Here is a 12,492-nt window from a genome sequence, read left to right as displayed (position 1 = left end):
GGTCGCCCCGGCGCGGGGCGGGCGACCGGCAGCGCCTGCGGCAGCAATCTGCTCGCCGTCCTCATACCCTGCCACCGCGTCCTGCGCGGCGACGGCAGCCTGGGCGGCTATGCCTGGGGGGTGGACAGGAAAGAAGCGCTGCTGGCGCGCGAAAAGCGCAAGTAACGGGAAAATTTCATCTTTTCATTCCCCGCTTCTTGCGTCACCTTGGCCCCCGGTCTTTGGGGAAGGGCGGGGACAAGATGCGATTCTGGGTGAAGATGCTGGCCGCGCCGTGCCTTGCGCTGGCCGGCGCAGGGAGCGCGCAGGCGGCCTGGTGGCAGGCGCAGACCCGACATTTCACGGTTTACCGGGAAGGCAGCGACGACAAACTGCGCGACTTTGCCGAGCGGCTGGAGAAATTCGATTTCCTGCTGCGGACCGTGACCAAGGTGACGGACCCGGAACAGGGCAGTCCGGTCAAGGTCTATATCCTGTCCAGCGAGACCAAGGTCCGGGATCTGGCCCGCAACCGTAATGTCGGCGGCTTCTACACCACATCCGATCGCTCGGCCTTCGCCGTCCTTTCGCGTGGCGAGAAGACCAGCGAGTTCGATTATGGCGCGCAGGAAATCCTGTTCCACGAATATACCCATCATTTCATGCTGCATCATTTCCCGGCGGCCTATCCCGCCTGGTATGTGGAAGGGTTCGCCGAATTTTTCTCCATCGTGAAATTTCCCCGCGACGGGTCGATCGAGTTCGGCCATGTGCCGCTCGCCCGGGCGCCGGGGCTGGTCCTGGGCTCGCCCTATCCGGTGAAAAATCTGTTCGCGCGCAACACTGACGGCCTTAGCCTGCGCGATGGCGACCGCTATTATGGGACGGCGTGGCTGCTGACCCATTATTTCCAGTATAAACCCGACCGCCGCGCCGAGATTGCACGCTATCTGAAGGATGTCTCCGATGGCGTGAAGGACATGGACCCCGACAGCTATTTCGAAGGCGGGCTCGACGGGCTGGAAAAGGATCTCAAGGCCTATATGCGGCACCGCATGTCCGCCTCCAGGCTGACGCCAAAGCAGATGCGGATCGAAGCGATCAATGTGGAGCCGGTCGATCCGGCGCAGGGCGATCTGATCGAGGATGAACTGCGCTTAATCTGTCATCCCAGGACGGAAGAGCTCCCCGATCTGGTCGACAAGATCCGCGCGACCGCGGCGAAATATCCGCGGAGCGCCTATGCCTTCGCCCTGCTCGCCGAAGCGGAGTTGAAGGCGGAGCAGGCCGAAGCCGCGCTGGCCGATGCCGACCGGGCCATCGCTATCGATCCCCAGTCGTCGCGCGCCTATGCGGTGCGGGCGCAGCTATGGATGGAGCGTGCGCAGGAGAGCGATGCGGCGGCGGACTGGAAGACGGCATTGACGTCGATCGTGCGCGCCAACCGCGCCGATACCGAAGACCCGGTGCCGCTCGCGCTCTTCTATCGCTACCACGCGATGCGGGGCGGCAAGATGCCGGACCTGGGATATGACGGGCTTTACAAAGCCTATACATTGCTGCCGCAAAGCCCGGAATATCGCATGAATTTCGCGCAGGCGACGGCCGCGCGGGGAGATTATGAGTATGCGGCCAAATTGCTTGGCCCGATCGCCTATTCCCCTCACGGATCGGAATTGCGCGAAGCCGCGCTGCGCTTCATGGAACAATTTGAGGCGCAGGCGCAGAACGAGGCTAAGCGCGCTCCATCGGCTGGAAGTCGTACACCCGCTCCATGACGGCGGCGCGCTGCGTGTCGGTCAGGCTGCGCCAGTGGACGATCTCCTCGATCGTCCGCCCGCATCCGGTGCAGCTTTTTCGCGCCGGGCCGAGCGCACACAGGTTGCGGCAGGGACTGTCCATGCGCGACATCTAGCAAGAACCATCGGCATCGGCAGCCCCGTTGCTATCATACCGCCTGTGCAATGATTTCGGCTGTATTTTACATTTGATTTACTATATTTGTTAGCATCTGGGGCCGGGGGTTTGTCGGGTTTGCGTGCATTGTTGTTCTGGTTGCTGCTGTCGATGACGAGTGCTGTCCAAGCGGCTCCCCTGATCCAGCCCGTCATGATGCCGGTCGGCGCCGGGGCGGACGCCGTGGCGGTCAGCACGGCCCGCATGGTGGGCGCTGTCCTGGAATATACGCGATGGCCTGAACCCCGATCGGTGATTCGCCTTTGCCTGGCCGGTACGCCGCGCCATGCCGGGCGGCTGGAAGATGTGCAGTTGGCCAGCGGCGCGGCGCTGCAATTGTCGAGCCTGACGGTGGCCGGGGAACTGCCCATGGGGCGCTGCGACGCCCTTTATATCGGGCGGCTCGACGCAGCGCTTACGCGCCGGTTGATCATGGCGGCGCATGGCCAGCCGGTGGTGACCATTGCCGAGGACGATCCCAATTGTCGCAACGGCGCGATGTTCTGCCTCCTTTTCGCACCCCGGACCTTGTCCTTCCAACTCAGTATTGACGCGGTGTCGCGTTCGGCCGTGCGGATCGATCCGCGGGTGCTCCGCCTGTCGAAGGGAGGTTATTGAGCCATGATGCGCTCCCCTGCCTCCACCCCCAACTCAGCCATGCCGACGCTGCGTCAGGTGCTTGGGCGCGTGCATATGCGGTTGATCCTGTTTGCCGTGCTGATGGCGGGGGCGACGTTGACGCTGACCGGCGTTCTGGTGATCCGCGGCTATGCCGACCGCAATCTGGCGCTGATCGCCCGAACGGTCGCCTATACGGTCGAACCGGCGCTGGTATTCGACGATATCGCAGCCGTTCGGCACGGCATTGCGGCGGTGGCGGTCTCCGAAAGCGTGCTTCAGGTCGATGTGCGCGATCCCGGCGGGCATGTGCTGATGACATGGCGTCGGCCGGGCGGCGGCGTGATGGCGGCCATCGAACGGGGCATCTCCGGACTGGTCGCGCCCTCGCCCGCGCTGGCGGATGTGCGGCGGGGGGATCGGTTGATCGCCCAGGTCAGCGTCTACGGCGGGGCCGAAGGGCTGGGGCGATTCATCCTGTCGGGGCTGGCGACGGCGCTGGCCTGCCTCGTCCTCACGCTGCTGGCGACCTGGACGCTTGCGCGGCGCCTTCAGCGCGATGTCACCGAACCGCTCGCGCGGATCGCCGATGTCGCCCATGCGGTGCGAGCGGACCGCCAATTCGACCGCCGCGTGCCGAATTCCGATATTCAGGAGGTCGATCAACTGGGCCGCGACTTCAACGCCTTGCTGGACGAGCTGCGTGACTGGCACCGGGGCATGGTCTCGCACAACCGGATGCTGGAACGGCAGGCGACGCGCGATGTGCTCACGGGGCTGGGCAATCGCGCGATGTTCGAACAGACGCTGCCCGCCACGATCGCCCGGGCCGATGCGGCCGACGCGCCCTTTGCCGTCATCTATGTCGACGTCAATCGCTTCAAGCAGGTCAACGACACCCATGGTCATGACGCGGGCGATGCGATGCTGATCGTCATCGCCGCCCGGTTGCGCGTCGTGTTGCGGCCGGACGATCTGGCCTTTCGCCTGGGCGGCGACGAATTCGCGCTGATCCTGGCGCCGGGCGTTACGCCGGATGAAATTGACGCGATCAAGGCGCGGATCGCCAGCGGCATGAACCAGCCGATCCTGCTGCCCAATGGAGAGAGCATAGAGGCGTCGCTCAGCGTCGGCAGCGCCCGCTATCCCCATGACAGCGCCGACGCGCGCGACCTGCTGCGTCACGCCGACGCGGCCATGTATGCGGCCAAGCCGGGGCGCGCCTCCACTCGTGACCGATGACATGACAGGAGCAGGGATGCGCCATTTTTTTCTATCTCTAGCTTTTCTCGCTCTGGCCGCCTGCCAGACGGTCCAGCCTCAGCGCCCGGCCGGCTTCACCGCGCGGCAGGTGGCGGCGCTCAAGCAGCAGGGTTTCGAGCCGGCTGGAGAGGATTGGCAGTTCGGCATGGCCGACCGTCTGCTCTTCGCCGTTGAAGAAAGCGCGTTGATCGCGGATCAGCGGGTCGCGATCGGACGAATATCGGCGGCACTGGTTGCGGTCGACATTCGCGGCGCGCGGGTTGAGGGCCACACCGATTCGACCGGCGCGGCCAGTTACAATGAAGCATTGTCGCTGCGCCGCGCGGGGGCGGTGGCGGATGCACTGGTGGAAGGCGGCATGGCGCGGCCGGCGATGCGGGTCGTGGGCATGGGCGCGCGCGTCCCGGTAGAAAGCAATCGTTCTGCGGACGGCCGACGGGAAAACCGCCGGGTGGTCATCATCGTCTCGCCGGCGGACGGCGCCTGATCCCTACATGAAACTATAGGGGTCGACATCGACCGCCACGCGCGTCCCCGATTTCCACGCCAGATCGCCCAGCCATTCGCGGATCGCCGCCTGCACGTCGACTTGCCGCGTCGCGTGGACCAGCAGGCGGTGTCGATGCCGCCCGCGCAGCACCGAAAGCGGGGCGGGCGCGGGGCCATAGACCCGCATCCCCTCGATCACCGGCGCGGACTTGCCGATCAGCCTTGCGGTCTGCGCGGCTTCGTCGGCATCTTCGCTCGAAATGATGATCGCGGCGAAGCGGCCGAAGGGCGGGGCGTTGGCGCGGCGCCGGTTTTCCGTCTCGACCGCATAGAAACGCTCCGTATCGCCATCGACCAGCGCGTTGATGACTTCGCTGCCCGGCATCCGCGTCTGGATGAAGACGCGGCCCGGCTTCTGCCCGCGCCCGGCGCGCCCGGCGACCTGCACGATCTGCTGAAAGGTCCGCTCGGCCGCGCGCAGGTCGCCGCCCTCCAGCCCCAGGTCCGCGTCGATCACGCCCACCAGCGTCAGGTTGGGGAAATGATAGCCTTTGGTCACCAGCTGCGTGCCGACGATGATGTCGATGTCGCCAGCCTCCACCGACTTCACGAAATCGGCGACGCGCGCGGGCGAGGACAGGGTGTCCGACGTCGCGATGGCGGTGCGCGCCTGCGGCCAGAGCGTCTTCACCTCGTCGGCGATGCGCTCGACGCCGGGGCCGCAGGCGACCAGGCTGTCCTCTTCCTTGCATTCCGGGCAATAGCGCGGGGCGGGGATGACATGGCCGCAATGATGACAGGCGAGCCGGTGGGTCAGCCGATGCTCCACCATCCAGGCGGTGCAATTGGGGCATTGGAAGCGATAGCCGCAATGGCGGCACAAGGTCAGCGGCGCATAGCCCCGACGATTGAGGAACAACAGGCTTTGTTCGCCCTTTTCCATCGTCTCGTCGATCGCCTTCACCAGCGGCGGCGCGATCCAGCGGCCGCGTTCGGGCGGGTCGGTCAACAGGTTGACGGCCTGAATGTCGGGCATTTCCGCCCCGCCATAGCGCGACGGCAGCTTGATTTCGGCATAGCGGCCCAGCTCGACCTGATGGCGCGTCTCGATCGCCGGGGTGGCGGACGCCAGGACGACCGGGAATTTCTCGATCAGGCCGCGCATCACCGCCACGTCGCGGGCATGATAATGGACGCCGTCCTCCTGTTTGAAGCTCGCTTCATGCGCTTCATCGACGACGATCAGGCCCAGATTGGGATAGGGCAGGAACAGCGCCGATCGCGCGCCGACCACCACTTGCGCCTGCCCCGACGCGATGGCGCGCCAGGCTCGCCGCCGCTCGCTCTGGCGCAGGCCGCTATGCCAGTTAATCGGAACGCAACCGAAACGTTTTTCGAACCGCTCCAGAAACGGCTCGGTCAGCGCGATCTCCGGCAGCAGCACCAGCACTTGCCGGTCGGTGCGGATGGCCGCCGCGATTGCTTCGAAATAGACCTCCGTCTTGCCCGATCCCGTCACGCCGTCGAGCAGGAAAGGCGCGAAGTCATGCGCGCGCACCGCGTCCGCCATCTGTGCCGCCGCTTCGCCCTGCGCCTGCGACAGGGCGGGCGGCGCATGATCGGGGTCGGGCATGGGGAAGGGCGTGTCGACGCTCACTTCCACCGGCTCGAATATATCCTGTTTGATCAGGCCGCGAATCACCGCGTCGCTTACCCCGCCGATCATCGCCAGTTCGCGGATCAGCCCCTGCCGTTCGCCGATCCGTTCCAGCGCCTGGGCGCGTTGCTCTGTCATCCGTTCGGGCGCCGCGCCGGTCGCCCTATATTCGATCACCGTGCGTGCGCCCTCCAGCGCCGCCATGGAGGACAGGGCCATGCGCAATACGGCCGCCGGTGGGGCGAGATAATAATCCGCGGTCCATTCGATCAAGCGGCGCAGCGTTTCGGGCAGCGGCGGAGCGTCCACCACCTCCAGCAGGTTGCGCAGCCGATTGTCGCCCACGCTCTCGACGTCGGGGAAGCGATCCTCCTCCCAAACGACGCCGACGATCTGGCGCGGCCCCAGCGGCGCGACAACGATGCTGCCATGCTCGACCCGCATCCCGTGCGGCACGCGATAGTCGAGCGGACTCAGGGCAGCGTTGAGCAGGAGGACACGGGCGCGTGAGGACATGGCCTGTCCTTAGCGGCTGGCGCGCGTCACGCAAATCGTCCGGCGATCAGATCCGCCAGTTTAGCGAAAGCCAGGGCACATGGTTGAAGCTGTCGGGTTCGTTGTCGCGAAATGTCTGCTGCCGCATATAGAGAAGCTGCACATCGACCGATTTGCTGAGCGAATGACGCAGGCCGCCTTGCAGCCGCATCACCGCCAGGCCGGTCCGGTCGCTCGGCTTCGCGCGGTTGAGGTGGAAGAATAATTCCGTCGCGCCTACCAGCGCCCATCTCTTGTTGGCGTCCAGCGGCACCGTCGCCTGGACGCGCTCGCGCAGTCGCCAGCCCGGCTCGTCCGCATTGTCGAAAAAGCGCTGTTCCAGCCGGGTGCGGCTCTGGAAAATCCCTTGGCTGACGGTCAGTTGCTGGTGAAAGCGCATTTCCTGGTCCACCTCGCTCTTGAGATAGGCGAAGCCGCCGCCAATCTGCACGCCGGGCGCGACCCGATGGTCCCATGTGACGCGGTTGAGCGCCTGTTCCCCGCCGCTGCCGCCGTCGGATCGCGCGCGCTGGCTGAAGTCCAGCGTGACGCTGTCATTGTCGTCCGCCTTGAAGGTCAGCGCTTCGGAGACCCACAATTGCGTATCCTCCGCAGCGCGGGCGGGCGCGGCGATTATCGGCAGCGGCATCGGTAGCGCCAGGGCGGCCAGCAATATCGGGAAACGCATTGGTGATCCTTTGGAAAGGTGCGGCGGCCTTAACCGGGCGGCGTTGCCGGGGCAATGATGGCGAATCCTTCCCCCAATCGCTAAAGGGGGCCGAATCGCACATGCCCCGGAGCTTCCCATGAAATTCTTCGTCGATACCGCCGACACCGCCGAAATCCGTGAACTGGCCGCCACCGGCCTGCTGGACGGCGTCACCACCAATCCCACGCTGATCCACAAGTCGGGTCGCAAATTCCTGGAAGTGGTCGAGGAAATCTGCGGCCTGGTCGATGGACCGGTGTCCGCCGAAGTCGTCGCGCTCGATCATGAGACGATGATGAAGGAAGCCGAAATCCTGCGGAAGATCGCCGACAATGTCTGCATCAAGGTGCCGCTGACCATCGACGGCCTCAAGAGCTGCAAGGCGCTGACCGACGATGGCGCGCTGGTCAATGTCACCCTCTGCTTCTCCGCCAACCAGGCGCTGCTGGCGGCCAAGGCCGGCGCGAGCTTCATCTCGCCCTTCGTGGGCCGTCACGACGATAATGGCTTCGATGGCCTGGCGCTGATCGAGGATATCCGCCTGATCTACGATAATTACCAGTTCGACACCGAAATCCTGGCGGCCTCGCTGCGTCACCCGATCCATGTGCTGGAATGCGCCAAGATCGGCGCCGACGTCATCACCGCGCCGCCCGCCGTCATCAAGATGCTGTCGAAGCATGTGCTGACCGACAAGGGGCTGGAAGGCTTTGCGGCGGACTGGGCCAAGACCGGCCAGACCATTCTCTGACGAAGCCGCCGGATCGGGCGCTGGAACCGCCGCCCGCTCCGGCTCATTCTCCTGTCAAAGGACAGGAGATAGTCGATGTTCGTCGCGGTCTATTGGTGGCGGGTTCATCCCGGCAAGGAAGAACAGTTTCGCGCGGCCTGGCGACGCGGCACCGACCTGATCCGGGAAAAATATGGCAGCTACGGTTCGCGCCTCCATCGCGACGCCGACGGTCGTTTCGTCGGCTATGCCGAATGGCCGGACGAACCGACATGGCGCGCTGCGTTCGACCAGAAGATGGTCTATGATGACCCTGACACCCGCGCCGCCTTCGTCGATGCCATTGCCGAAGTGCCGGCCGACGCCGACCCTATCTTCACCATGACCGTGACCGACGATCTGCTGGCGCGGCGCACGGACAGCGAAGGACAGGACTGACCGATGAAAGATCCCGACACGCCCGACCTTGGCTTTCTCTGGTTCTCGCTGCTGCTGACCGCGATGGGCCTGCTGTTCATGTTGTTCTATGGCTGGTGATTGGTGACCCCGGCGTGATTCGAACACGCGACCATCCGCTTAGAAGGCGGATGCTCTATCCAACTGAGCTACGGGGCCATGCCCTGCCGCGATAGCGGGCCACGGGGCCGCTTGCAATCGCCTGACCAGCCGATAAGCAGGATGGCATGAGCGAAGGGGCGGTTCACAGGATTGAAGCGGGGGCGCTGGGCGCGCGGCCGCTGCGCTATTATGATTTCTTCATGGCGGCCTTCGTCGCGATATTGCTGCTGTCCAACCTGATTGGCGCGGCCAAGCTCTCGACGCTGGGCGGCTTCACCTTTGGCGCGGGCATCCTCTTCTTTCCGCTCGGCTATGTGCTGGGTGACGTGCTGACCGAAGTCTATGGCTATGCCCGTGCGCGCCGTTGCGTCTGGGCGGGCTTTGCTGCGATGCTGTTCATGGCGCTGATGAGCTGGGTGGTCGTGGCGCTGCCGCCGGCGGCTGGCTGGCCCGACCAGGGCGCCTATGAAGCCGTGTTCGGCAGCACCTGGCGCATCGTCTTCGCCTCGGTCTGCGCTTTCTGGGCGGGCGAGTTCGCCAACAGTTTCGTCCTGTCCAAAATGAAGCTGCTGACCCAGGGGCGGCATTTGTGGATGCGCACCATCGGCTCCACCATCGTGGGGCAGGGCGTGGACAGCCTGATTTTCTATCCGCTCGCTTTCTATGGCAACTGGACCGATGCGCAGGTGCTGACCGTGATGGTCACCAACTGGGCGATGAAGGTCGGCTGGGAAGCGATCCTGACGCCCGTCACCTACGCCGTGGTCGGCTTCGTCAAACGGCGCGAGGGGCTGGACATTTATGATGAGGGCACGGACTTCACCCCGTTCAAGGCCAGCCTGAACTAGGCCAGCCTGAACTAGGCCAGCCTGACCTAAGAATATTTCGCCCGCACGAAGTAAAGCCCATCAGGCGGCGCGTTGAGGCCAAGCGCGGCGCGGTCCCTTGCCTCCAGCGCGGCGCGCAGATCGTCGGCGCGCCAACGCCCCATGCCCACGAGCGCCAGGCACCCGACCATCGACCGCACCTGATGATGCAGAAAGGATCGCGCCGCCGCATGGATGGCGATACGGTCGCCATCCCGTTCCACGTCCAGCCGGTCGAGCGACTTGACCGGGCTGTCCGCCTGACAATGGGCCGAGCGGAAGGTGGTGAAGTCGTGGCGCCCGACCAGGATCTGAGCCGCATCGTGCATCGCGCCGGCATCAAGCGGCTGGATCACGCGCCACATCAGCCCCCGATCGACAGTCAGCGGAGCGCGGCGGTTGACGATGCGATAGACATAGGACCGCCCGACGCAGGAAAAGCGCGCGTGCCAATCGTCGGCCACCATCGCGCAGTCCAGGATCGCCACCGGATGGGGCCGCATCCGCGCGTTCAGCGCTTCCGTCAGGCGAAAGGGGGCGATATCCCGTGCAATGTCCGCATGGGCGCGCATGGCCAGGCCATGGACGCCCGCATCGGTGCGACCGGCAGCATGGATGACGGCCCGCTCGCCCGTGACGGCGAAAATCGCATCCTCGATCGTCTGCTGCACGCTTGGGCCATGGGCCTGGCGCTGCCAGCCCATGAAGGGACGGCCGTCAAATTCGACGGTGAAGGCGAAGCGGGTCATGCGCTCAGCCGTCGACCCGGCTCCCGGCCGGCATCTCATATCCGCGCAGCAATTCGCCCACGCTCATCGCGCCCTTGCCCGCGCGCTGGATCAATGTCGGGCGGATCGCGTCATGGCCGCAGCCGATCAGCAGCGTGCTGTCCAGCAAGGCGCCCGGCGCGCCGCCATGATGTTCGACATGGGCGGCGAGGACGCGAAATCGTTCGCCGCGATATTCGAAAAAGGCGCCGGGAAAGGGATTGAAGGCGCGTATCTGTCGTTCGACCGCATGTGCATCCCTGGAAAAGTCGATCCTGGCCTCCGCCTTGTCGACCTTTGCGGCATAGGTCACGCCGTCTTCGGGCTGGGGCATGGGCGGGTGAAGCGCGATGTCGTCCAGCACCTCGACCATCAGGTCCGCGCCGGCCTGCGCCAGTTCGGCGGTCAGGCTGCCGGCGGTCTTGTCCTCGATCGGCGTGACATGCTTGGCGCGCATCGGACCGGTGTCGAGGCCCGCCTCCATGTCCATGATCGTCACGCCGGTCAGATTGTCGCCGGCCAGGATCGCGCGCTGGATCGGCGCGGCGCCCCGCCAGCGCGGCAGCAGCGAAGCGTGGATGTTCATGCAGCCCTGACGCGGTGCATCGAGGATCGCACGCGGCAGGATCAGCCCATAGGCCGCGACCACCGCCACATCGGCCTCCAGCGCGGCGAAGGCCGCCTGCACGTCCGCATCCTTGAGCGACAGCGGCGTGCGGACCTCGATCCCCAGTTCCTGCGCGCGCAGATGCACGGGCGAGGGGCGCAGCGCCTTGCCCCGGCCGGCGGGGCGGGGCGGCTGGCTATAGACCGCAACGATGTCATGACCCGCCTTCATCAGCGCATCGAGCGCGGGAACGGCGAAATCGGGGGTGCCCATATAGATGATACGCATGGTCGGGTCTCAAAGCTCTTGTCGGGATGACATGCAACCCCTTATCTCATGATATGGCTTCTCCTGAAATCGACGCGCTCACCCAGGCGCTGTCCCGTCTGCCGGGCCTTGGCCCACGATCGGCGCGGCGGGCCGTGCTGCACCTGCTGAAACGTCGCGAAGGCGCGATGGAGCCGCTGCTGCGCGCGCTGGAGGCGGTGAACGAGCGGCTCGTCACCTGTCATGTCTGCGGCAATGTCGATACGGTCGATCCCTGCGGCATCTGCGTCGATCCGCGTCGCGACGCGCGCGCGCTGTGCGTGGTGGAGGATGTGTCGGACCTCTGGGCGCTCGATAAGTCGCGCCTGTTTCCGGGGCGCTTCCATGTGCTGGGCGGGCGGCTGTCGGCGCTGGAGGGGGTGCGGCCCGAAGACCTGACCATCGACGCGCTGGTCGCGCGGCTGGAGCATGGCGGCGTCGATGAAGTGGTGCTGGCGATGAACGCCACGCTGGAGGGCCAGACCACCGCCCATTATCTGGCCGAGCGGCTGGAGCGCTTTCCCATCCGCCTGACGCAGCTGGCCCATGGCGTGCCGGTGGGGGGCGAACTCGACTATCTGGACGAGGGGACGCTGGCGCAGGCTTTGCGTGCAAGGCGGCCGGTGGGATAGGCGCGCACCGCTTGATAATATCGGACGTTCCGCCTATGTTCGATCCATGGCAATCCGTCCCATCCTTGAAGCGCCCGACCCTCGGCTGCGCACCATTTCGACGCCTGTCGAGGCGATCGACGACGATCTGCAAACGCTGATCGACGATATGTTTGAAACCATGTATGAAGCGCCCGGTATCGGCCTCGCCGCGATCCAGGTCGGAGTGCCCAAAAGGGTGCTGGTGATCGACCTTCAGGAACCCGAATCGGAAGAAGAGGGCGCGCCGCCGGTCAAGAAACCGATGGTCTTCATCAACCCGCAAATTCTGAAAGGCTCGGACGACCTGTCGGTCTATCAGGAAGGTTGCCTTTCGGTACCCGACCAGTTTGCCGAGGTGGAACGCCCGGCTATGATCCGCGCGAGCTGGATGGACCGCGACGGGCGCATTCATGAGGAGCAGCTTGAAGGCCTGCTCGCCACCTGCCTCCAGCATGAGATGGACCATCTGGAGGGCATCCTCTTCATCGACCATCTGTCGCGCCTGAAGCGCGACATGCTGATGAAGAAGCTCAACAAGGCCCGCCGCGCGGCCTGACCCACCTTTGATCGCGGTGGCAAGCTGCTGACTTCGCGGCGGATACTATATCCGCGTCCAGCGCATTGCCGCCCCCGCAATGCCGGGTATGCGCGACAAAATGGGCAGCGCATTGTGGGCGAGAGCGGGATGTTCTGCGGCTTGCCACAGCCCGCTTGCCGCCCGGATCGGTCGGGCGATACGGCGCGCGGTTTCGCTCTGGTAGCGGCGCGCGTCCCGTCCGGCCATCACCGCATCGGCGGCC

At 65.3% G+C, this 12,492-nt stretch carries 15 protein-coding genes, 1 tRNA gene and 1 pseudogene; 10 read left to right on the top strand and 7 right to left on the bottom strand.

The window, feature by feature from the left end:
* A partial coding sequence (locus tag C100_RS47700) for a methylated-DNA--[protein]-cysteine S-methyltransferase (RefSeq protein WP_024018236.1) occupies positions 1-165 on the top strand: 165 nt, incomplete at its 5' end.
* A 77-nt stretch (positions 166-242) separates the two neighbouring features.
* Positions 243-1,757 carry a hypothetical protein gene (locus tag C100_RS27525; protein WP_024018235.1) on the top strand — a complete coding sequence of 505 codons (1,515 nt, stop codon included), beginning with the start codon at positions 243-245 and terminating at the stop codon, positions 1,755-1,757.
* On the opposite strand, the gene C100_RS47695 is transcribed toward C100_RS27525, so the two are convergent.
* Entirely contained in the window at positions 1,714-1,881 is a 168-nt protein-coding gene (locus C100_RS47695) for a DUF1289 domain-containing protein (protein ID WP_235218996.1), read from the bottom strand. The two genes, C100_RS27525 and C100_RS47695, sit on opposite strands and share 44 nt — an antisense overlap.
* A 123-nt stretch (positions 1,882-2,004) precedes the next feature.
* Between C100_RS47695 and C100_RS27520 the strand changes: the two genes are divergently transcribed.
* From C100_RS27520 to C100_RS27510, 3 genes are read left to right on the top strand one after another with little or no spacing between them, the layout of a single operon-like run.
* Positions 2,005-2,553, top strand: a complete 549-nt coding sequence (locus C100_RS27520; RefSeq protein ID WP_235218995.1) for a YfiR family protein — start codon at positions 2,005-2,007, stop codon at positions 2,551-2,553.
* Positions 2,554-2,556: 3 nt separating this feature from the next.
* On the top strand, positions 2,557-3,795 hold the full coding sequence (locus C100_RS27515) for a diguanylate cyclase domain-containing protein (RefSeq protein ID WP_024018232.1): 1,239 nt from the start codon (positions 2,557-2,559) through the stop codon (positions 3,793-3,795).
* A gap of 16 nt (positions 3,796-3,811) precedes the next feature.
* The gene (locus C100_RS27510) at positions 3,812-4,303 is read left to right on the top strand and encodes an OmpA family protein (RefSeq protein ID WP_024018231.1); all 492 of its coding nucleotides are present in this window, start codon (positions 3,812-3,814) and stop codon (positions 4,301-4,303) included.
* 3 nt (positions 4,304-4,306) lie between these two features.
* Here the strand turns inward: C100_RS27510 and C100_RS27505 are convergent, their stop codons facing one another.
* Positions 4,307-6,478: a primosomal protein N' gene (locus C100_RS27505; protein WP_024018230.1), complete on the bottom strand. Its 2,172-nt coding sequence runs from the start codon at positions 6,476-6,478 to the stop codon at positions 4,307-4,309.
* Positions 6,479-6,524: 46 nt separating this feature from the next.
* Entirely contained in the window at positions 6,525-7,184 is a 660-nt protein-coding gene (locus C100_RS27500; protein ID WP_024018229.1) for a DUF2490 domain-containing protein, read from the bottom strand.
* A gap of 118 nt (positions 7,185-7,302) precedes the next feature.
* Between C100_RS27500 and fsa the strand changes: the two genes are divergently transcribed.
* Entirely contained in the window at positions 7,303-7,956 is a 654-nt protein-coding gene (fsa, locus tag C100_RS27495; RefSeq protein WP_024018228.1) for a fructose-6-phosphate aldolase, read from the top strand.
* A 75-nt stretch (positions 7,957-8,031) separates the two neighbouring features.
* Positions 8,032-8,373, top strand: a complete 342-nt coding sequence (locus C100_RS27490) for an antibiotic biosynthesis monooxygenase family protein (protein WP_024018227.1) — start codon at positions 8,032-8,034, stop codon at positions 8,371-8,373.
* 100 nt (positions 8,374-8,473) lie between these two features.
* On the opposite strand, the gene C100_RS27485 is transcribed toward C100_RS27490, so the two are convergent.
* Positions 8,474-8,550 (bottom strand) — tRNA-Arg (locus tag C100_RS27485).
* Between the two features lie 68 nt (positions 8,551-8,618).
* On the opposite strand from C100_RS27485, the gene C100_RS27480 reads away from it, so the two are divergent.
* Positions 8,619-9,341, top strand: a complete 723-nt coding sequence (locus C100_RS27480) for a queuosine precursor transporter (RefSeq protein WP_024018225.1) — start codon at positions 8,619-8,621, stop codon at positions 9,339-9,341.
* A gap of 26 nt (positions 9,342-9,367) precedes the next feature.
* Here C100_RS27480 and truA read toward each other — a convergent pair whose 3' ends face one another.
* Both truA and fmt read right to left on the bottom strand, forming a co-directional pair.
* A complete protein-coding gene (truA, locus tag C100_RS27475; protein ID WP_024018224.1) occupies positions 9,368-10,108 on the bottom strand; it encodes a tRNA pseudouridine(38-40) synthase TruA in 741 nt (246 codons plus the stop codon).
* Between the two features lie 4 nt (positions 10,109-10,112).
* The gene (gene fmt / locus C100_RS27470) at positions 10,113-11,021 is read right to left on the bottom strand and encodes a methionyl-tRNA formyltransferase (protein WP_024018223.1); all 909 of its coding nucleotides are present in this window, start codon (positions 11,019-11,021) and stop codon (positions 10,113-10,115) included.
* A 53-nt stretch (positions 11,022-11,074) separates the two neighbouring features.
* Here fmt and recR point away from each other — a divergent pair, with 53 nt between their 5' ends.
* The gene (recR, locus tag C100_RS27465) at positions 11,075-11,671 is read left to right on the top strand and encodes a recombination mediator RecR (protein WP_024018222.1); all 597 of its coding nucleotides are present in this window, start codon (positions 11,075-11,077) and stop codon (positions 11,669-11,671) included.
* A 46-nt stretch (positions 11,672-11,717) separates the two neighbouring features.
* The gene (gene def, locus C100_RS27460; RefSeq protein ID WP_024018221.1) at positions 11,718-12,248 is read left to right on the top strand and encodes a peptide deformylase; all 531 of its coding nucleotides are present in this window, start codon (positions 11,718-11,720) and stop codon (positions 12,246-12,248) included.
* A gap of 45 nt (positions 12,249-12,293) precedes the next feature.
* Here def and C100_RS48510 read toward each other — a convergent pair.
* Positions 12,294-12,492: pseudogene (locus C100_RS48510) on the bottom strand (hypothetical protein); the annotation flags it as partial.

Source organism: Sphingobium sp. C100 (assembly GCF_000508185.1).
Lineage (GTDB): Bacteria > Pseudomonadota > Alphaproteobacteria > Sphingomonadales > Sphingomonadaceae > Sphingobium.
The sequence above is the reverse complement of the archived record's forward strand: the minus strand, read 5'-3'. Positions and strand labels throughout refer to the sequence as shown.

Coding starts and splice junctions, on each gene's coding strand:
- C100_RS27525 (WP_024018235.1), top strand. CDS start 243: ATGCGATTCTGGGTGAAGATGCTGGCCGCGCCGTGCCTTGCGCTGGCC.
- C100_RS47695 (WP_235218996.1), bottom strand. CDS start 1,881: ATGGACAGTCCCTGCCGCAACCTGTGTGCGCTCGGCCCGGCGCGAAAA.
- C100_RS27515 (WP_024018232.1), top strand. CDS start 2,557: ATGATGCGCTCCCCTGCCTCCACCCCCAACTCAGCCATGCCGACGCTG.
- C100_RS27510 (WP_024018231.1), top strand. CDS start 3,812: ATGCGCCATTTTTTTCTATCTCTAGCTTTTCTCGCTCTGGCCGCCTGC.
- C100_RS27505 (WP_024018230.1), bottom strand. CDS start 6,478: ATGTCCTCACGCGCCCGTGTCCTCCTGCTCAACGCTGCCCTGAGTCCG.
- C100_RS27500 (WP_024018229.1), bottom strand. CDS start 7,184: ATGCGTTTCCCGATATTGCTGGCCGCCCTGGCGCTACCGATGCCGCTG.
- fsa (WP_024018228.1), top strand. CDS start 7,303: ATGAAATTCTTCGTCGATACCGCCGACACCGCCGAAATCCGTGAACTG.
- C100_RS27490 (WP_024018227.1), top strand. CDS start 8,032: ATGTTCGTCGCGGTCTATTGGTGGCGGGTTCATCCCGGCAAGGAAGAA.
- C100_RS27480 (WP_024018225.1), top strand. CDS start 8,619: ATGAGCGAAGGGGCGGTTCACAGGATTGAAGCGGGGGCGCTGGGCGCG.
- truA (WP_024018224.1), bottom strand. CDS start 10,108: ATGACCCGCTTCGCCTTCACCGTCGAATTTGACGGCCGTCCCTTCATG.
- fmt (WP_024018223.1), bottom strand. CDS start 11,021: ATGCGTATCATCTATATGGGCACCCCCGATTTCGCCGTTCCCGCGCTC.
- recR (WP_024018222.1), top strand. CDS start 11,075: ATGGCTTCTCCTGAAATCGACGCGCTCACCCAGGCGCTGTCCCGTCTG.
- def (WP_024018221.1), top strand. CDS start 11,718: ATGGCAATCCGTCCCATCCTTGAAGCGCCCGACCCTCGGCTGCGCACC.